17 protein-coding genes are annotated in these 20,418 nt (G+C 45.1%); 9 read left to right on the plus strand and 8 right to left on the minus strand.

Features of this window, described 5'->3' with window-relative positions:
- Positions 1–42: 42 nt before the first annotated feature.
- A complete protein-coding gene (locus AAKU64_RS07150) occupies positions 43–690 on the minus strand; it encodes a DsbA family oxidoreductase (RefSeq protein ID WP_354361924.1) in 648 nt (215 codons plus the stop codon).
- A 237-nt stretch (positions 691–927) separates the two neighbouring features.
- Here AAKU64_RS07150 and AAKU64_RS07155 point away from each other — a divergent pair, with 237 nt between their 5' ends.
- From AAKU64_RS07155 to AAKU64_RS07175, 5 genes are all read left to right on the plus strand, one after another.
- On the plus strand, positions 928–1,500 hold the full coding sequence (locus AAKU64_RS07155; protein ID WP_354361925.1) for a ProQ/FINO family protein: 573 nt from the start codon (positions 928–930) through the stop codon (positions 1,498–1,500).
- A 146-nt stretch (positions 1,501–1,646) separates the two neighbouring features.
- Complete coding sequence (locus AAKU64_RS07160) at positions 1,647–1,895, plus strand: GIY-YIG nuclease family protein (RefSeq protein ID WP_354361926.1); 249 nt, start codon at positions 1,647–1,649, stop codon at positions 1,893–1,895.
- 41 nt (positions 1,896–1,936) lie between these two features.
- Positions 1,937–2,545 (plus strand): DUF938 domain-containing protein, encoded by a 609-nt coding sequence (locus AAKU64_RS07165; protein WP_354361927.1) that lies wholly within the window; start codon positions 1,937–1,939, stop codon positions 2,543–2,545.
- A 274-nt stretch (positions 2,546–2,819) separates the two neighbouring features.
- Positions 2,820–3,242, plus strand: coding sequence for a hypothetical protein (locus AAKU64_RS07170; RefSeq protein WP_503012695.1), 423 nt, complete (start codon positions 2,820–2,822; stop codon positions 3,240–3,242).
- 37 nt (positions 3,243–3,279) lie between these two features.
- Positions 3,280–4,458 (plus strand): hypothetical protein, encoded by a 1,179-nt coding sequence (locus AAKU64_RS07175; RefSeq protein WP_354361929.1) that lies wholly within the window; start codon positions 3,280–3,282, stop codon positions 4,456–4,458.
- A 159-nt stretch (positions 4,459–4,617) separates the two neighbouring features.
- Here the strand turns inward: AAKU64_RS07175 and AAKU64_RS07180 are convergent, their stop codons facing one another.
- Positions 4,618–6,237, minus strand: a complete 1,620-nt coding sequence (locus AAKU64_RS07180) for a sensor histidine kinase (protein WP_354361930.1) — start codon at positions 6,235–6,237, stop codon at positions 4,618–4,620.
- 458 nt (positions 6,238–6,695) lie between these two features.
- Here AAKU64_RS07180 and AAKU64_RS07185 point away from each other — a divergent pair, with 458 nt between their 5' ends.
- The gene (locus tag AAKU64_RS07185) at positions 6,696–6,932 is read left to right on the plus strand and encodes a hypothetical protein (protein WP_354332087.1); all 237 of its coding nucleotides are present in this window, start codon (positions 6,696–6,698) and stop codon (positions 6,930–6,932) included.
- Positions 6,933–7,218: 286 nt separating this feature from the next.
- Here the strand turns inward: AAKU64_RS07185 and AAKU64_RS07190 are convergent, their stop codons facing one another.
- Entirely contained in the window at positions 7,219–9,330 is a 2,112-nt protein-coding gene (locus tag AAKU64_RS07190; RefSeq protein ID WP_354361931.1) for a methyl-accepting chemotaxis protein, read from the minus strand.
- 337 nt (positions 9,331–9,667) lie between these two features.
- Here AAKU64_RS07190 and AAKU64_RS07195 point away from each other — a divergent pair, with 337 nt between their 5' ends.
- Positions 9,668–9,910 carry a hypothetical protein gene (locus AAKU64_RS07195; RefSeq protein ID WP_354361932.1) on the plus strand — a complete coding sequence of 81 codons (243 nt, stop codon included), beginning with the start codon at positions 9,668–9,670 and terminating at the stop codon, positions 9,908–9,910.
- A 75-nt stretch (positions 9,911–9,985) separates the two neighbouring features.
- Here AAKU64_RS07195 and AAKU64_RS07200 read toward each other — a convergent pair whose 3' ends face one another.
- The 3 genes from AAKU64_RS07200 to AAKU64_RS07210 form a co-directional block, all read right to left on the minus strand.
- Entirely contained in the window at positions 9,986–10,777 is a 792-nt protein-coding gene (locus AAKU64_RS07200; protein WP_354361933.1) for a tetratricopeptide repeat protein, read from the minus strand.
- 218 nt (positions 10,778–10,995) lie between these two features.
- Entirely contained in the window at positions 10,996–13,146 is a 2,151-nt protein-coding gene (locus AAKU64_RS07205; RefSeq protein WP_354361934.1) for a bifunctional 2',3'-cyclic-nucleotide 2'-phosphodiesterase/3'-nucleotidase, read from the minus strand.
- A gap of 229 nt (positions 13,147–13,375) precedes the next feature.
- Positions 13,376–13,756, minus strand: coding sequence for a YXWGXW repeat-containing protein (locus AAKU64_RS07210; RefSeq protein WP_354361935.1), 381 nt, complete (start codon positions 13,754–13,756; stop codon positions 13,376–13,378).
- A 353-nt stretch (positions 13,757–14,109) separates the two neighbouring features.
- Here AAKU64_RS07210 and AAKU64_RS07215 point away from each other — a divergent pair, with 353 nt between their 5' ends.
- Positions 14,110–15,111 carry a YncE family protein gene (locus AAKU64_RS07215; RefSeq protein WP_354361936.1) on the plus strand — a complete coding sequence of 334 codons (1,002 nt, stop codon included), beginning with the start codon at positions 14,110–14,112 and terminating at the stop codon, positions 15,109–15,111.
- Positions 15,112–15,174: 63 nt separating this feature from the next.
- On the opposite strand, the gene AAKU64_RS07220 is transcribed toward AAKU64_RS07215, so the two are convergent.
- Positions 15,175–16,422, minus strand: coding sequence for a DUF1501 domain-containing protein (locus AAKU64_RS07220; RefSeq protein WP_354361937.1), 1,248 nt, complete (start codon positions 16,420–16,422; stop codon positions 15,175–15,177).
- Positions 16,423–16,858: 436 nt separating this feature from the next.
- On the minus strand, positions 16,859–18,550 hold the full coding sequence (locus tag AAKU64_RS07225; RefSeq protein WP_354361938.1) for a DUF1800 domain-containing protein: 1,692 nt from the start codon (positions 18,548–18,550) through the stop codon (positions 16,859–16,861).
- 341 nt (positions 18,551–18,891) lie between these two features.
- Between AAKU64_RS07225 and fumC the strand changes: the two genes are divergently transcribed.
- Positions 18,892–20,277 (plus strand): class II fumarate hydratase, encoded by a 1,386-nt coding sequence (gene fumC / locus AAKU64_RS07230; RefSeq protein ID WP_354361939.1) that lies wholly within the window; start codon positions 18,892–18,894, stop codon positions 20,275–20,277.
- Positions 20,278–20,418: the final 141 nt, after the last annotated feature.

Consider the following 20,418-nt stretch of genomic DNA (forward strand, 5'->3'; position numbering starts at 1 on the left):
GAGTCCTAAAATACGGTTAAATTAAATTAATAATTGTCGCTATCAGGCCATCGCTACAATTTGTTTTAACGCGCGCTCAAATACATCGGAGGTTTGTCCGCCTGAAATCAAATGTTTATCATTGATGATGACTGCCGGAACCGAGTTAATGCCACGGCTTAAATATAATTTCTCTAACGCTCTGACATCATCAGCATACAACTCAGAGTTTAAAATCGCACGCGCTGCGATCTTATCTAATCCGACACTTTCTGCGATACGGATCAAGGTTTCGTGATCGCTAGGATTGTCGCCATCCGTAAAGTAGGCAGTAAATAAGGCATGCTTCAACTCCAGTTGCTTGCCCTCAATCTCGGCCCAGTGCAGCAAGCGATGCGCATCAAAGGTGTTGTAGATACGGCTTCTTTTATCCATCCCAAAAACAAATCCTTCCGCCGCACCGCGGGCACGGATAGCCTCCCGGTTACTGGCGGATTGTTCTGGTGTGGCGCCATATTTTTCCGCCAGATGTTCATTGATGTCTTGACCTTCCGCCGCCATGCGCGGATTTAATTCAAACGGCTGAAAGTGGATATCAGTCGTGACCTCGCTACCCAAAGTTACAATTGCGGTCTCTAATGATTTCAGGCCGATGATGCACCAAGGACAAGATACGTCAGAAACAAAGTCAATTTTGATGTGATTTTTCATGGTTTTAATAAAATAAGTTGGTTATTAAATACAGGTCGCCAAGAGCGAAGCTCTATGCAAAATTCGTATTCTATACTTGCGCTATCTCTGCTTTATTGGCATTAAATGATAGATCCGGCAGGATCTAAAACGTTGCTCAAACAACGATGTATGTTGATTTACAGCAGCCAAAATACCCTTTGACTCTAACGCATGATATTCTGCGTCCTGCAATAGTAACCATATCAGATTATTTTCATGACCACATCGACATCAGCAGTAACAGAAGTAACCGCGTCAGACGCAGTTAACCCAGCACATACAGCAACGGAAGTAGCAGACGTAGTTGCGGTAGCAACGACAACAGCAGTTGCAACGTCAGATCAACCAGCAACAACGTCGACCGCGCCAACTGCTACGCCAAACCAGCTTGCTCGTAAATTGTTGAAAAAACTGCAAACAGATTTCTCCGTGTTTGATGAACATCTGCCTTTGGCAATTGGTATTGATAAACAGTTACAGAAAAAAATGCCAGAGCTGGATCGCAAAGTGTTGCGAATCGCTCTGGGCATTCATACTAATTCTGTACGCTATTTGTTTAATGCTGCCAAAGCACAAAAACGTGTGGATCTGGAAGGCAAAGAAGTTGATGCCATCACAGAAGAGCATCGCACTCATGCGTCAGGTATTCTGCGCGAGCGTTCCAAGAAAAATGCAGATGCACGCAAACTCAAAGCCAATGCAGAGAGAATACAAAAGCAAGAAGCCGAGGCAGAACGCCAACGTCAGGATAAGCTAAATCAACTGGCGGCTAAATTTGCCCGTACTTAATTACTGCCTAGTCCAGTCTTTGTTTCAATGCTGTTCATGGATAGATATAACGAAATGACGTTTTATTTTGTGAACAGCAAGTCTTCTTGCTTCTCCATCATTAAAACTATATTTCCAGCCACATTAGCTGAAACTCCTATTTAACGATGTCATGGTTTCTCTATCTGTTGGAATGTAATGATGGCAGTATCTACACTGGCATTACGACCAATGTAGAGAAACGATATGCCACCCATGTCAGCGGTAAAGGCGCACGTTATACCCGCTCGCACCCGCCACAAAAAATACTTGCTGTCTTTGAATACGATGACCGGTCATCCGCATCAAAAGCAGAACACGCTACCAAAAAACTGAGCGCCCTACAGAAGCGCGCGTTGTCAAACTCATTAATTTGAAAACCATCGGTTTGAAATCCATCATTGATATGACTACCAACATGACGAATAAGTTGTTTTCTGCCGCCTGTGAACGTAACGCTGATCCAATCTTACTAGCGATTACTCCGTTTTTAAATAACAGCAAAACGGTGTTTGAGATCGGTAGTGGCACAGGTCAGCATGCAGTCTATTTTGGAGCGCGTTTGCCGCATATCACGTGGCAATGCAGTGACCGGATACAAAACCATCCCAGCATCAGCGCCTGGCAAGAAGAGGCAAAACTCTCTAACGTGTTAGCACCATTATGTTTAGACATCGGCCATTCAGCTTGGCCAGAGAACAAATTTGATGCAGTTTATACCTCTAATACTTGCCATATCTTGTCATGGCAAGAGGTGCAAATCATGTTTGAAGGCGTGGCATCCATCTTGGTGGAGCGGGGTCATTTTTTTATCTACGGTCCGTTTAATTATGACGGACAATTCACCAGCGCCAGCAATGCGCAATTTGATGCTTCGTTAAAATCACAAGCCCTTCATATGGGCATCCGCGCGATCGAAGATATCGTCGCGCTGGCAAATCAACACCAGCTACAACTGCAAGAAGATTTTGCAATGCCAGCCAATAATCGCCTTTTAGTTTTGCAAAAGATAAATTTAAAACGATAGCTAATTACCAATGTGCATTTAATGCGACAGACCTGCAAAAAATCAGTGACAAACACAAATGGCAGCAGGTAATCTCAATCATCAAAGTGATTAGTTAAAATCACGTTTTAAATACAAAACAATAAACACAACAATAAATACAGCAACAGTAAAACCGTTTTCTGATTTTTGGTTGCATAAGGTTTTTTAACAGAACCTGGCAGCTTTACCTCAATAGTTCTTAACGAAGGACGTCCGTTATATGACGGTGTCTATTTGGATTATAGGAATTCAGATGAAACGAAAAATTTTCCTGCGATTTTTCCTGACTGCCCAAGTCTTACTGTTGTTGGGAGTCGCTTCACCTGCCTTCGCAGAGCTGGTCATTGTGGTCAATCCTCAAAACCCGGCGACCAAAATGTTCCCGGCGCAAGCCGCCCAGTTTTTCCTTGGAGGTTCAGTCTTATTTACTCCGGTAGATCAAGCTGAAAACTCTCCTATTCGTGCTGAGTTTTATAAAAAAGTGCTGGAAAAAGAACCTGCACAAGTACAAGCAATTTGGTCACGAATTGTGTTTACTGGCAAAGGTAAGCCGCCCAAAGAATATAAGTCCAGCGATCAAGTAAAAAAAGCAGTAAGTGAGAATGTCAATGTAATCGGCTATATAGAAAAATCGGCGGTTGATGACACCGTAAAGGTCATCGCCATAGTTCCCTAATGCCGTCCTCTTTTCTTCGTTTTAAGGAGATTGCTTGATGAAAAAAATATTCCTTGCATCACTTGTACCACTCGTTCCGTTACTGTTTGCTGGCAGTGCTTCAGCGATTGATTTGACTGAAGACGGCTCACTCAGATTAACAGGTTTCTATAGCCTGACCGGCGCTAAAGTGTTGAGTGGATCTGCTTTAGGCAGCAGTGCGCCATGGACGTATCAGCAATGGAAATGTCCTTGCACTATCCAAGGTTGGGAATACGGTGCGGTGTATGAAAAAGATAAAGGTTTTCAGTTCGATCAAGAGTCATTGATTGGTTTTCAAATCAAAAAGGATTTTTCACAAACCCTTTCCGCTACGGCACAATTAGTCAGTCGTGCGCTTAATCCCAACGACGGATCACGTCCGACGATTGATTGGGCATATTTGACTTGGCAACCATCGGCAGATTCTAGCTGGACATTTCAGGCGGGGAAATTCCGTATTCCTCTGTATTACTACAGCGATTTTCTATACATAGGTTACGCCTATCCTTGGGTAAGACCAGCGCCAGATGTCTATGGCTGGCCCATCTATTCCTACAACGGTGCCAATGTCAGTTATCGCACCCAACTGGGCGCGTCGGATTGGGCTGCCACGGTGCTTGCGTGGACCGGTAGTTACACTCAAAAAAATGATGCCTACGATACTAAAATCTATTACACAACGCCAACGCATGAGTCCTGGAAAAATATTTATGGTGCATCGGTAACGGCAAATAATGGCATCTTTGATGTACGCGGGATGATGATGTGGTACAAGGATTCGCTCTGGCAAGACAATCCTGATGGCACCAGAAATACTTTTATTGATAGTCAGGCCACGCGCATTATGGGCGTCTCTGCCAATATGGATTATAAAAATTGGCTGGTCAAAGCGGAGGTTGATCGTTATGAACAGATTGATGCTTCTAAGGGGCTGAACAATGTCTATAAATATGCCTTGGTGGGAGTAGGGTATCAATACGGCGCATGGCTACCGATGTACACCGTGTCACGGTATCGCACGATCACAGAACCGATTGAGGGACGGGATACTCAAAATGTTTCACTGCGTTGGGATTTTCGCAAAAATATGGCGCTTAAAGTGCAATACGACATTAGTAAAGATAAGTCGAATTATGCTTATCCGTTCTTTGGCGATTCTAAGTTACTGTCAGTGTCATTGCAGGGTACTTTTTAAGCTTGGCTTATAAAAAAAATTAGCTCTCAGCCTGATTTTGTGAGTGAAAAAAATAAAGCGACTGATGAGGTCGCTTTATTTTTATGTTAGATCGTCTCAGATTGTCTGATAAAAATCAAACAGATGAATAAGGAAGAAAAAGATTTGTGTAAGCTCTGATTAGCTCAGTTCAGCAATGATTGTTTTATACGGTGCGCTGGTTGGTATACGAATTTTGAACTGCGTTCCAATACCCATTTCTGAGCTTACTGAAATATGTCCGCCCAACAAACCCTCAACAATGTTATAGCAAATATTTAAACCAAGCCCCGATCCTCCCTGACCTAATTTGGTGGTATAAAACGGGTCAAAAATCTTCTCCAGATTATTTTGCTGGATACCGATTCCATCGTCTTTAAAAGTCAACACTACAAATGAGGGATCGGTCGGATCTTGTCTGCCGCTTAGGCTCATCATACCAATGTCTCTTCCTTCAAACGCATGGACAATCGCATTATTAAACAGGTTGGTAATCACCTGAATTAAAGGGCCAGGATAGCTATCCAATAAAATATCCTCACTAATCTGAATCTCATAAATCAGTTTAGTTTTTTTCAGTGTTGGTCTTAGGGTAACGGCGAGTTCGCTCATCGTTTGCAGCAAATTAAATCGCCTGCGCTGTTCGCTCGTCTGATCGACTGCTACTGTTTTAAAACTGATGATTAATTCCGATGCGCGGAGTAAATTTTTGCTTAATAAATCCCCAGCTTCTTCGGCTGCCATTAAAAACTCATCTAAGGTTGATTTTTTTATTTGCCCATGTCGATAAACTTGTTTTACCTCTCCGGTTTTATGTAGCAAGGTTGTTGAGACTGTTAAAGCGTTACCAATCGGAGTATTTAGCTCATGTGATACACCCGCCACCAGAGCACCGAGGCTGGCTAATTTTTCTGATTTGATCAACTGAGTCTGAGCCTCTTTCAGTTGATCAAAATTCTTCCCCAGCAGACGATTGGCTTCCTCCAGTTCTTTAGTCCGTTGTGAGACGCGACTTTCTAATGTCCGGTTTAATTCTGTGATCTCCCGAATTTTTGTTTGTACTGCCTCGGCCATAAGATTGAAGTTATTTGCCATGATCGCCAGCTCATCGGTACCGGATACTTTGACATTGCGTTCATAACCTCCCGATACGATTTCTTTGCTGGCTCGTATCAAATCATTTAAGCGTTTAGCGATACGTCGCCCTAGCAACAAAATCACAATCATTGTGCTGAACATGACCAAACCTGTTCGGAGGAGCGAATTGGTTTTTTCTTTGGTCGTTGCATCAACTAGATTTTTGGTGGACAGACCATATTGTAAAAAGCCGACTTCTCTGCCAGGTAATAGTAGCGGGCTTCGTATATGAATAAATCCGCGCAGTGCTGCTACATCTAAATTACTTATGGTGTCGGGTGTGGGGATGGTATCGATGGACTCTGAGGTGGTGAGTAAAACCCGGCCTTCTGCATTGCCAACAATCAGATAGGTCAATCCATTTTGTGAGTTTTGATCCAGCATTTCATGGAAAAAAATGCGTACTGTTTCTAAATCATTTGCACTCGCGTAAGTCGATACGGTGAGGTTAAGAATTTGGGATGTCTGATCAATACTGGATTTGACGTTTTCAAGTACGGCGACTTTCAAGGTGCGACTACTATCGTATAAAACATCACCGAGTAAAAGACAGGACGACATAATGGTCGCCAAAGTGAATTGACCAATAATTGAAGAAGTGAGGCTTTTCAAACTGGCTTTCATGGCAGGCCTCGTACATTTTCTGTAGTAACGTAGTAACTACACCAGCGCTAATCACTGCACTATCAAGATTTTTTATTGATCGTTCAGGGATTAATTTGCGTAGTCATTTAATACGTATTTTTACTAAAAAGACATGTGTCGATTTGATATTTACAACATCAAACTAGCTATTAATTCTGTAGATTCAATGAATTCTTAGCTCTCGCTTTTGCCTATAATTATGGCTACTATACGTGCACAAATTGTTCATCAACCGTTCATAATTCATGCACAATTTGATCTTAACTGAATATATTGCGCTGTGTTAATTATCGTTTTATTGTCGCTGAATTGTCTCAAAATTGTCCCAGTAATTTATTAGCCCTACGTTGTTATTCGTCTCATTTTTATCTTCATTCATATCCTTAATCGCGTCCTCAGTTGAATCACTTGTATCTTTGTTTATCAAGGAGATTTTCATGCCAGGCTTACAGCACAACCTCAAGCAAGTTAATACCGATTCGAACAATTCAAACAGCATTGGCCACGCTCAGCGTCGCGATTTTATTACCGAAAAAACGGTAGACAGCGGTATCTCGCTACAAAGTTCTCTAGGTACTTTGTGTGCGATTGAATACATGAAATCAGAAGGCGTACCAGGTAGCGTGACTCAGCGCGTATTGTCACAGCCGGCGCAACGGCGCTTGCGATCCTGATTACTGAGTTTGAGTAGTCAATCCAGACATTCATCAGGCAATGTCCATGGATTTTAATATACTCCTCCTATTTTTCATCATAAATGCCTTATTCTCCAGTGATCACCTGGACGGTTAAAATATACTCACTACGAGTAATTCTCATTGGCATAAAATTTATATGGCTTTTTGTGATGGCAAAGACGGTGATTGGGTATCTTTTTAAGCTGATTTTTCTTGCTAGCTTCTGGCAAATTCTCAATAAAATTCAAATAAGTGATTCTTTGTATTTAATAATATTTTTCGTCTAGGCTGTTTTTTGATCTCTTGCACTTACCCTAATTGACATTGAGCTTGGTGCGGAAATATTTTTTTGACGTAGTCTCACCGGGCTATTGGCGGTGTGTGGGTGTTGGTCAGTTTTTGCAAAATCATCATGAGATTCTTTCTCCATCATATCTGCGGTTTTAAATGCAGAGACGGCTTTGGCTAGATGCAAAGCTTGGTCGTGCATGCTTTGTGCCGCCGCTGCGGCTTGCTCGACCAAGGCTGCATTTTGCTGGGTAATATCGTCCATTTGCCCTAGCGCCTGATTAACTTGTTCAATGCCTGAACGCTGCTCCACACTGGCGGTAGTGATCTCGCTCATGTTATCGGCCATGCTGTGGATAGCAGTTACGATATGCGCCATCGTATGTTCTGCCGCTGTCACTTGTCGACTACCGACCCCGACTTGTTCTACCGACGTCGTGATCAACACCTTGATTTCTTTAGCTGCACTGGCAGAGCGTTGTGCCAGGTTGCGCACCTCGCTGGCGACTACCGCAAATCCGCGCCCTTGTTCTCCGGCACGTGCTGCTTCGACTGCGGCATTTAAAGCCAAAATATTAGTTTGAAAAGCGATACCGTCAATTACGCCGATGATGTCATTAATACGTTTGGATGATTGCTGAATTGCTGCCATCGTATTGATAACTTCTGCTACCGCTATTCCGCCATCTTTAGCGACAGCGCTTGCCGTGACCGCGTTTTGGTTTGCATGTTCTGCACTGGCGGCGTTTTGTTTAACGGCATTGGTTAATTCTTCCATTGAGGCTGAAGTTTCTTCCAATGATCCGGCTTGCTGCTCGGTACGCGTAGAGAGATCGGCATTGCCAAGTGCAATCTCGCTGGAGGCGCTGGCGATTGCTTCAGTGCCATGCCGGATATTGTTAACTAGTGTCGCTAAATTGATGCGCATCAGATCAAATGCGTGCAGTAATTGCGCGACTTCGTCCTTGCCTTGGGAATCAATCGAGGTCGTCAAGTCACCACCTGCAACACTGGCAACTGAGGCGCTGAGTTTTCTGACTTCTTGCGAGAACGAGGCATAGAATCCCGCCAATAAATAGGCAGATACTAATAATCCAATGAGGCTTAGCCCCAACAATATATTGTGATGAAAAATGGCTCGGTCAATACGTGCCGTCAACGTCACATCTAACAAATCTGCCGCCGCGTCAGCATAGTCATACAAGCCTTCTGCACTTTTGCTTCCCGCAGCTAAAAACTCGGTGCCAGAAGTTTGATTTAGCGTATTTAAAATTTCATTTTTTGCACGCTCCAAAAACGCAAGATTATTTGCCAGTAGCTCTTGTGGATTTTTTAACTGTGTTTTAAAAGTAGGATTTTCCTGGAACATCGCCTCAAATTGCGCAGGGATGCGAGCGATATCACGCTTAGCAAGCATCACGTCGGCATTGAGTAAAACATCCTCATTCGCTTCTAATAAACCAGTATCAATATATGGTGCACCTCTGCTAGCAATGTCAAAAATTCCTTCAGCTAACTCAGGGAAGGTTTTGGCAAATAATCCAATTAAATAATAAGTATCGACCTCTGGATCCAGGCTCAGTTTGGAGTGATTGGCAATCGTGGTCGATAACTTATTTAACTGATCAATCAATACGGTATGGTCAGCATAACTCTCGCTAGCCTTTGAGGACGTCAGCTTGCGCACTATATCAAGCCATGATTGTTTAATTTTGCTAACAGTATTTTCTGATTCAGACGCTGGGGTTCTCAGTTGCCCACTTGTCAGTTGCGATATGCTTATTGGGTCTAAATTAGTCTTTAACTTTGCGCTCAACGCATTTTGGATTTTAGAGGCATTATCACTAGCTGCCGCATTGCCTGCGAGCGCCAGACGGCGCAGCGCACGATGTTGTTGGGCTAGTTTGCTTAGTTCATGAATTTTTCGTATCTGCTGCAGGCCCAAGCGCTCTTGCTCGGTGAACGAAATGGATTTATCTAATTCATTGATCAGCAATCCAGTGACGAGGATAACCGGAACAGCAAATAACACGGCCACCAAGACAAATTTAGGGAATAGACGTAATCGCTGCATTAGTGCAATTGACGGTTTTAGAAAAAAATCCATATAAGGCCTCCACACTTCAGAACAGGATTGCAAATATAAGACTGCAAACAAATCACGGCAAATAACTTGTAATAAGTTATTTGTTGCACTGCGGAAATGATGCGCTAGAATTATGACGTGAGGATGAACTTGTTTTATATGCGGCGGAACAAAGCGGGGCGCTGAGCTGGTATGCATTTAATTATTGCGAGCAGGGTGATGTCACATCGCATGTGGTGCTGGGCACTAATATTGAAAAAGACAATCTGTTACAGAATCGCCTGATCGGGAACGGTAATCTAGGCTAAGCTCTTTTCGATATTGAACAATAAATTTGCGCAGCAGATTTTTATACAAAATGGATGATCTAAACACCCTGAGCAGTTTGGGCTTAACTCTTCCCACACCGGCTTATCTCATCGGCATGATACTGTTCAGTATCATCGGGATTGCCGCATACCGATACGGCAAAAAAACTTCTCGCACAAAAACTAAATGGATCGCCGTTGGTTTAATGCTGTATCCCTTTGCGGTATCAGACACCTGGTTGCTCTATATCGTTGGCATAGCTTTATGTGCTGCCTTATATTTTTATGACTGACTTTGGCATGCGTACCAAACAAGCGCTTAAATGGAGAGCGATGGGGGATTGATATTAATAGGAGGGAGTGATTCTTTAAAGATTATTCCAGTTGTTATGTCTTTCTTCAGTCGCTTCTTTGAGTAAGTGACCAGCACGAATATCATCCTTGGGGATTTGCATGTCGCCGCCTTGTAAGGCCATCGCTAGAGCGTGAATCGCAACCGGGTAATCCAGTTTTGCCGACATTTCTAATAGCTCGCGGGCTTTGCCTGGATTGGCTTTGACGCCTTGACCTGCGAGGTAGGCATTCGATAATAAAAACATCGCTTGCGGACTGCCAAGATCGCTCGCAGTCGTCAGCCACTTTACGGCTAAGACGTCATCACGTGCAACGCCTTCACCATTTTTTGCCATACGTGCCAGCATGAGTGCAGCGTTCGGGCTATTGCTTTCTGCTGCTTTTTGGTACCAGGACCATGCCTTAGAAAAATCGCTGGGATGATCTACATGCGGCAGGCGATATAACTCACCTAACTGAAATGCCGCCTCGGCATCACCACCATTTGCCGCTTGCTCAAATAATGCCATTGCTGCTGAGCGTTGTGTGGGGCGTGTCATATACAGCAAAGCTAATTCTCGTTGGGCGACAGGCATACCTGCTTCTGCCCAAAGCCGTAACTGCGTTTCTGCTTTGGCTTGTCTGCCATGCATGGCTAGCATACCGGTCGATTCTATCTCTGCCGAATTGACTTGCTTGCTTATTTGCGTGTTAGCCTGATTATTGAAGGGATTATTCGACTCGATCTGGCAGGCAGATAAGCTAAAGCCCGTAGCTAAAACTAAAAGCGACGATGCGAGCCAGAAGTGGTGAATAGGTGAGGGCATAAAGACGTAGAAATAGGGGTGAAGCGAGTTTGAATCGTAAGACGTAAATTGTAAAAGACTCCGCTACAAAGACGCAGAGAAAATCAAGAGAAAGCTATTAAACTAAAATGAGCTTTCCTTGATTTCCTCCTGTCTTGACGCGTCTGTGTTTAAAAGTCTTTAAACGGGATTTAAACTCATGTATTTAAACTTAGGTAGTTAAATTTACGTAGTTGAACTTACTTACTCAGATCAATCGCATATTTACTAAAACCACTGGCATCCAATCCACCTTCAACGGTCACCAGATTGAGACCGGCATTTTTTGCTAGTGCCAAATGTCCTGGTGAGGAGCGCAGTATCACTGGACCCGCAGTAGCGGTTTTGACGAAGTTCCAGCTTTTCGCACTACCATTGCTGACCAAACTGACTTTGCCCGTTTGTGCGCCTAGCTTTTGTAAATAATTGCTGACCACAGTTTGATTGGCATCTGGCGATTTAATGATGGTTTTACTGCCGTCAATGCCAGGGAAATTACCACCGCCACCTGCACGGTAGTCATTGGTTGCGACGATAAAATCATCGGTGTCTGCGACTGCTTTACCCAGATAAGTTAAATTAGCAATGCGGCTTCCGACGGGCTTAGTGACATCAATTTGATATTGCAGTGCATTGTTCTCAGCATAGAACACGTCATAGTTATAAATCGTAGAGTAGGACGGAACCAGATCTTGTTCTGCAGTTTTTGTGATGTCAATTTGCGCAAATTGTTTAGCCGACGTTTCTAGCCAATTTTTAAGATCAGCACCCTTGATTTTGACTGCCTGCAAATTATTATTGCTATACAAATACAGATCACCAGGATTACGCACTTGCAAAGCAAATGTTGAAGCAGGCGCTGCACCCGGCGCTACGTCAGTAAAGTCGGTTGGTCCGTTGCGTCCTGCTTTAAACGGTGCACTGCAAGAAATCACCGGGATATTTTTGTAGCTAGCCAGAGTTGCATCAGTGCTGCTGGCGATAAAGTTTTTCACGTAGTCTAGCTGCGCCTGATTTACCAATTGAATTGCACTGACGTCACCCACCAGAGAGAAATAAGACGACATTTCAAAATCAGTGCTTACGCCGAGCGGTTGTTTGGCATAGGCAATGGTAGCTGCGTGTTCGGTAGCGACCAATGGTGCAATCTTAGCGTCAGCAGCGACGATGTTAGTACCGTCGAGATATTTAAAGCCACGTGATTCAACGGTTGTTTTAGCTGGCTGAACTACCCATTTACCACTTTGGTAAATCAAGGTCATTTTGATGATGCCTAAGCGACGGCCCCAGCTTTGCGCCATCACCGTTGGTACGCCATTGACGAAACCATTGACTGCATCCACGTTGGCGCTGGCAGGGAATGCAGCAAAAGAAGGATCGAGCGCTGCGGCTCCAATTTCTTTCCCTTTTGGGAAGATTAAGTGAGCATGACCTATCATCAATGCATCAATCCCGGTATTGGCTAAGTACAGACTACCGTTTTCCATTTTTGGACTGTAGGCAGTAGCGTCTAAGCCACCGTGCGAGAGTGCAACGACTAAATCAGCACCTTTGCTACGCAATTCAGGCACGTATTGTTTGGCGGATTCTTGTACGCCATTGACATAGACTTTTCCAGCCAGATTTTTTTGATCCCAATCCATAATTTGTGGCGGGACAAAACTCATGATGCCGATGTTAAGTTTGACGCTGACTTTACTGCCATCCGGCGCTGTCGCGGTGAATTGCTTCGGCAATACCGCGTACGGTTGAAAAATCGGTTTTTGGCTGGAGACGCTATTCACGTTAGTCAGAACAACCGGGAAGTTGGGTGCGCCGCAAGTGCCAGCAGGTTTAGACACGCCGGTCACTCCAAAATCAGTATTCGTGATTTGACTTAAGAAGCCTAGACCATAATTAAACTCATGATTGCCCATACCGCCACCGTCAAACTGTAAGCCATTCATGACTTTATGTACGGCCAGCGTAGAGCTGCAAGTGATCGGTGCGGCTACTGCCTGATAGTCGCCTAACAAGGTGCCTTGAATAACATCGCCGTCATCCAATAAAACATTGTTTGGATTTTCTGCACGGGCAGATTGAATCAAAGTGGATGTGCGCTCTAAGCCAAGGCTGGTATCAGCGGCTAAGGAATAATAGTTATAGCTGAGAACGTTAGAATGGATATCGGTCGTTTCCAGCAAACCAATTTGCAAGGTCGTACCTTCTGCAACGCTTGGTAAGGATGGGGTAGTGCTACCACAACCAGCCAGACCGATCGTCAGTGTAGCAATCGCTGCAGCGATGGGAGTTAAGCGAGTTAACTTCGGCGTTACATTCAAAGTTAAGTTCGTTGCAAATTTAAAAGTCATCACATCCTCAACATCAATAATTAAGAATGGCGAACTCTACGGGGTATTCATTACAAGCATGTGACCAACATTAGCGTGCGAACTCGCTAACTGGTTTTATTAAGCCCCTGAGATGCCATAGCGAAAAACAGATTATCTATAGTAATCCGCTATGGTATCCAAATATTACTTGAGTTTGGATTGAGTTTGAGCCGACTACAGCTCGACTACAGCTCAAACCTTCATCAAATCACTCTACCCAACGGCCTTTTTCCCAAGCCCAGTCATTACCGCGCCAGTGCCAATGACCTGGTACCCAATAATGACGAGGGCTAGGTGCTGCATACATTTGTTCTACGATCAACGCTGGCATAGGACGAACCGCACCTTGGTACCAATGGCCACGTTGCCATACCCATGCATTGCCATGCCAGGCCCAATGTCCTTGCACCCATGCATAACCAGGACCTGGCTGCACATCGATCACTTCGGTAATCGGCGCTGGCATTTGCCTGACGATGACTTGTGGTGGCTGCTCTCTGACGACGACACGTTCTCTGACGGTGGTGGCACAACCAACCAATGAAACTACGGCCAGCACGAATAAAATTTTATTCAGTTTGTTATTCATTTTTTGTCCTTGCTCCTTATTTCTTAATTCAATTATCAATTCGGCTATTTCAATCATCGTGCAATCATTTTGATTTGAAAATAAGTGAATTTTGCCTCACTGATTACTCAACGTTATTGAGCCTAAACTGTATTACATTCAAATTATTTCGGAAGTAAGCAATTGTTTCTTTGGCGGTAGCGATGTGCCAGATACGTGTTAATGCGTTTCTAATACGTTTCTAATAGGTTTCTAATACGCACTAAAAAATATCGAATTTAAAAATCTGCTATTGTTACCAGCGATTTGTTTATCAGGTTCTTCGTTCCCTTCTTTAACCTCAAACTCACCTCTTAAAATCACCTCTTAAAATCATGATCACTAAAACTTCCTTAGTCGCTGTAACTATCTTCAGTTCTGCTGCCGCACTTATACTTAATTCTGCAATAGCCGCGCCAGCTGGCTTGTCTAGCTACGCTCTGCAACAGCAGTTTTCTTTGGGTGCTCCGACTAAATGGGACTATGCCGATATCGATAGCGTGCGACATCGGCTGTACCTTAGTCGTGGTGATCATGTACAGGTACTTGATCTTCCCTCTGGGCAGCAAGTCGCTAATATTGCCAATACCAAAGGTGTCCACGGCATCGCATTTGCGCAAGACCTGAAGTTAGGATTTACGAGTAATGGTGCGAGCAATAGCGTTACCGTGTTTGATCTGGACACCATGCAGACAAAAGCAGAAATTAAGTTATCGGGCATCAATCCAGATGCTATTTTTTACGAACCTGCGTCACATAAATTATTTACTTTTAACGGAAAGAGTAAAGACGTTAGCGTGATTGATGCAATCAAGCTGACAGAGATTGCCAGCATCAAAGTCACGGGCAAGCCAGAGTTTGCAGTGAGTGATGGAGCAGGAAAAATTTATCTTAATATTGAAGATAACGCGGGTATTAATGTGATTGATGTGGCGTCTAATACGCTAGTCTCTAAATGGCCATTAAGTGGTTGTGAAGAACCGACTGGCATGGCGATTGATACTGTGAATGCACGTTTATTCTCAACCTGCCAAAATAAAATCATGGCAGTGACCGATGCCAAGACAGGTAAGCGCGTAGTCGATGTAGCGATTGGAGAACACCCGGACGCCGCGATCTTTGATGCAGAAACAGCGACCATATTTACATCCAATGGCGGCGGAACCGGAACGCTAACGGTGATCCATCAGGATGACGCAAATCACTATTCCGTAGTAGCCAATGTACCGACCAACAAAGGTGCCAGAACCATGGCGATGGACCATTCGTCCAATACGATTTATTTGCCAACGATAATGAATAATATGTTTACGGTATTGGTCGTCAGCAAAAAATAAGTGTGCGAGCTTGGTTTACGTTTTAATTTACGCTTTAACTTAGACTACAACTTACGCTACAACTTAGGAGGTAAACAAGGCCAAACCTCCATCAACACGTGGCATTAAGGGGAAGACCGTAGCAAGTTGTTTGTCGCTGAGTTGCAGATGGCGTTCTGCAACTTGCGACAAGACGCTACGAAAGTCCGTTGTAATTGCCAGATCGCGGCCTTCGTACAAACTGTTTTCATCCAAGCCGCTCCAGCGTCCGTGGACTTTGCCTCCAGCGACTTTGCCGCCTAATACCCACATCACATTGCCATGTCCGTGATCTGTACCGCCGGTGCCATTTTCATGCGCGGTGCGGCCAAATTCTGACATCACTACGATCGTAGTGTCGTCAAATAAAGGGCCCAGTTGTTTGGATAGCGTAGCTAATCCTTTTCCTAAAGGACTCAGCAAGTTTGCCAGTTTGCCTTTATCAGAACCTTGATTAACATGCGTATCCCAGCCACCTAAGGCAAAAAATGCCATCTGGATTTTTGGATCATTCTTCATTAATGTAGCGAGGCGCGAGGCGTCACCGGGGAATCCATTCGGTAGCGGGGCGCCATTGCTGGCCGCCATCTCTACTTTGTCCATTTTTTCCATCGATGCCGTCATGATGTCCTTATGCGCAGATTTGGCGTCCTGATATTGCTGCGAATAGACCGCTTTGCCTTGGTACATTTTGTCAAACGCGTTGCCAATAGCCGGATTGTCCAGCAAGGTCGCTTTGCTGCCTGCGGCACCGTTGGCGATATTGGTGACTACGGCATTGCCGCTTAAAATCCGCGGCATTACCGGACCAATGGCGAGCGAGCGGGTAGGGTATTTATCACCAGGCAAAGTAGACAAGAGGCGATTCATCCAGCCATCTTGTGTGCTTTTTCTACCAGGTGTGCCCGTCTCTAAATAGTCTTGCGCATCAAAGTGCGAACGCGTCGTGTCCGGTGATCCGCTGGAATGGACGAAGGCGAGTTTTTTCTCATTCCATAAATCCGTCAAATCTGCCAAGGCGGGATTCAGTCCAAAATAACCGTCCAGATTGATCGCGCCAAATTCTGTTCCCGGTTTAGCCAATCCTATACTCGGGCGTAAGCGGCGGTAGTTGGCATCACCCACTGGCGCCACCACGTTTAAACCATCCACTGCACCGCGCAACATAATCACAATCAGCTTTTTCTGGGCGACATCACCGTCCGACGATTGCAGCGCAAAAGCGCTACGTGACAGCGGCAACATAATGCCCGACGATAGCGCCAGTGTTTTTAAAAAGTGTCGACGTAACATGGAATTTCCTTCAGTTTTTTCGCAAACGGCTCAGTGGTGCTTCGGTACAGATTCAGTACGGATTAAATGGGTAGGGAGATATGTTGATAGATGAATGCACGTCTATATAAGCATATACTCCCCATTATTTTTACTTAAATTGCCGTATTGTCCAAATATTGTATGGACGATTAAAATATACATGTTGGGAGTATGCTTAATCATCCAGATAATCACTACAAAAATTATCGTTTGTCATTCCAGCGCAGGCTGCAATCCAGTATCTCCTTAATGTCGTACAGCGCGCATACCGTACAACAAACTCCTCTCCCGCTTTCGAGAGAGGTCAGGGTGAGGGTGGTCGATTAAAGATAATGTCAATGACTCACTAAACTTATGCTGTACTTGAAACAGTCTCGCTGATTTTTAATTAGCTTATCCAAACAGATGATCTGAATTAATGATGCATAAAATCAGGACTACCCAACACCAACGCACCGCGTAATTGCTCTTTATTGCCATTAATCAGCTCACGCGTCGGTGCCGAGATTGAACTACCTAAGGTCGCCAATAAAGCGTTTGCATCCAAGGCTTGCAGGTCGGGGCGATTTTTCTGATTGCCGTCGGCTTGTTTCTCTAATTGCTTTTTGCCCATCGTCTGGTTAGTCTCATCCAGCTTTTTATCCAGCGGTAAACGTCCAGATGCTAAGGCTGTCGCAAAATTAATTCTGCGGGTAATGGCATCGGGATTGAGCCACGCTGCCTCAGTATTTTTATAGCCATCGGGCGTTACGCTGCCATATAAAGGCATCCCTAATTGCGATAAAACGCCTAACAGAGGACGGATATTATTGATCGGCAATGCGCTGGCACGGGCGGAGGACAAGACAAACTGGTACGGTGTTTTAAACTTATTGCCGATGGCAGTTTTATCGAAAAACTCTGGGCTATAAAATAAGACTTCCAGCACAGGGCGAATTTCTCCTCTGGTGTCTAAATAGCGTTGTGCCATTCTGTTGACTAAGGCCTCTGGCGGATTGTCGCTGACAAAATATTGTGCCAGTTCAAACGCGATGTGATGCGCGGTGTTTGGGTGCATCGCCAGGATGTCGAGCGCGAATTCGCCTTCTTGCTGACCGCGTGGATTGATGTCTTTTCCCATCCATACTTTGTGGCCGTTGTCGTGCGCATCAGCGTTAAAGGTGAACTGGACGCCGCTGCGGACTAAATCACGTTGGTTAAAAGTCCATCCAGTGAGCATGCGCGCTAATTCTGTTACATCTTTCTGGCTATACCCGCTGTCCACACCCAAAGTATGTAGCTCCATTAACTCGCGGGCATAGTTTTCATTCAAACCTGTGGGCTTATTTTTAGCCGGACTAAGCTGGCCGAATTTGCCACCTCGGCCACGGCGAGGCTGGTAGTCAGCCGAGGTTGACATCCAGTTATCTAAATAAAATAACATCGCCGGATGCTTAGCAGTTGCACCTAATAAAGTGCGGAAATTACCAAATACGTTGGGGCGAATTGCATCGCGCTCATAGCTGAGGATGAGTGCGCGATCTAAACCCTTGCCAGCGAAAATATTGAAGTGATTAAACCAGAAATCGACCATTACTTCTTCTAGTTGTCGTGGGCTTTCTATAGCGCGTGCCAATCGGGATTCTGCGGTATTTTCTGCCATACGGACCAAGATCTCACGGCCTTTTTGCTTGTCGTCTTTATTGTCCGCATTCTCCTTACCGTCTTTGTCGGTCTTAGCTTCCTTTACTTCTTTACGTGCCATCAGGTAGTCGCCCAGCATTTGGCCGGTAGTGCTTTCTTCTGTGCTTAAGGAGTCTAGTCGTCTGACCAATGTGTCAGGCAGGGGAATCGTTTCTGGATGAAGCTGGGTTTGAATGTAATTTTTTACCCCCGTTTGCAGGACTTTATTGATGTCGCCTGGTTTGGGTCCGTAGCCTAGACGGTTAAGCACATGCAGTGCGGCGTCCTCGGTATTGGGGATGACACCGACGTCGCTCTTGGTGGGCAGCATATCGGTCGTCACTGAGCTAGCTGTAGCCGCAGCGGCAGGAATACTGAAGGCCAGGCTTAAACTGGTCGTTAGCAACTGTCGTACTAATTTAGTTGACCAGCTCGCAAAGTACATAGAGGACTCCAAATAAAGGGTGAGGACGAATAATTATTATAGTTACTTGATTAGCTAAGGCAATTTGCTTTTTTTCAAACCGGTGTTAGCTGATGTATTGGCTGATACATTACCTGATCATTGCTACATAGTTGCATCATGGAAGTTGGCGCAAAAAAATGCCAATAAAAAGTCGTAAAAGAGTGTTACGAGTGTAAGAGCGGATATGCTCAATCCGCCGCCGTAAAACTATCCACATGACTGCTGATTGAATGCCGATAGAAATATTGATGTAATTGCCTATACTAGACTCTGGATACCAGAGGCAAGCAGATCAAGAGTAGATAAAAAAGGACAAGACCATGAACGAAGAAATAAGAATAGAACACGATTCATTCGGCGATATTGAAGTCCCTGCTGATGCTTTGTGGGGCGCACAGACACAGCGCTCGCTGCATCACTTTGCGATCTCTACCGAGCGTATGCCGACTGCCTTACTAATGGCTTTGGCGCGTGTTAAGCGTAGCTGCGCGGTGGTCAATGACGATCTGGGTTTGCTAGATGCTAGCTTGGCGTCGGCGATTATCCGGGCTGCGGACGAGGTGCTGGCAGGTATGCATCCTGATGCTTTTCCCTTATCGATATGGCAGACCGGATCGGGTACCCAAACCAATATGAATATGAATGAGGTGCTGGCGAATCGAGCTTCTGAAATCTTGGGCGGCAGCCGTGGTACCGCGCGTCTGGTTCACCCTAACGACCATGTCAACCTGGGACAATCATCGAATGATATTTTTCCGACAGCCATGCATGTGGCAGCGAGCCTGAGCATTGTTCATGATTTACTACCTGTGCTGGGTAATTTGCGTACCTCTTTACATAACAAGGCGGTGGCATTTGTAGATATCGTCAAAATCGGTCGCACCCATTTGCAAGACGCAACGCCACTCACTTTAGGACAAGAAATGTCGGGCTGGGTGGCGCAGTTAGATCACGCAGATCAGGTAATTACCAATAGTTTAAGTTCGCTAGTTGATCTGGCGGTTGGCGGTACCGCGGTGGGCACTGGTTTGAATACCCATCCAGAATTTGGCGATCGCGTTGCGACAGAATTGGGGGCCGAAACCGGACAGGGATTCCGTTGTGCCAGCAATCGCTTTGCCGCGCTCGCATCCCATGATGCCTTGGTCAGCGCGCATGGCGCACTCAAAACCCTGGCGGTCGCTTTGATGAAAATCGCCAATGACATACGCTGGTTAGCATCTGGCCCGCGTTGTGGTTTGGGCGAACTACATATCCCGGAAAATGAGCCGGGCAGCTCTATCATGCCAGGCAAAGTCAATCCAACCCAATGCGAAGCCGTGACGATGGTTTGCTGTCAGGTGATGGGCAATGATGTCGCCTTAAGCATTGGTGGTGCATCGGGTAATTTTGAGTTGAATGTATTTAAACCCATGATCGCGCACAACTTTTTACAAAGCGTACGCTTGCTGACCGATGCCATGATGAGTCTTGATCTGCATTGCGCACGCGGCATGGAGCCAGACCGCATACGCATCGCCGAACTGCTGGGCAACTCCTTGATGCTGGTAACGGCGCTAAATCCTCACATAGGCTACGACCGCTCGGCAGAAATCGCCAAGCACGCCCATGCTAACGGCAGCTCTTTGCGGGAGGCGGCGTTGGCACTGGCTTATGTGACGCCAGAACAATTTGACGAGTGGGTACGACCAGAAAATATGGTGTGAAATTATTTTCCTTCACAGCTGACTGCTTTTTAAATAGATACATAAAAAAGACACATAAAAAAGACACATAAATCAAGCGATTCCATAAGTTAGACACCGAACAGACATATCCGATACCAACAGCGCATTGTCACCTCTATT

Source organism: Undibacterium sp. GrIS 1.8, from assembly GCF_040544445.1.
Classification (GTDB): domain Bacteria; phylum Pseudomonadota; class Gammaproteobacteria; order Burkholderiales; family Burkholderiaceae_D; genus Undibacterium.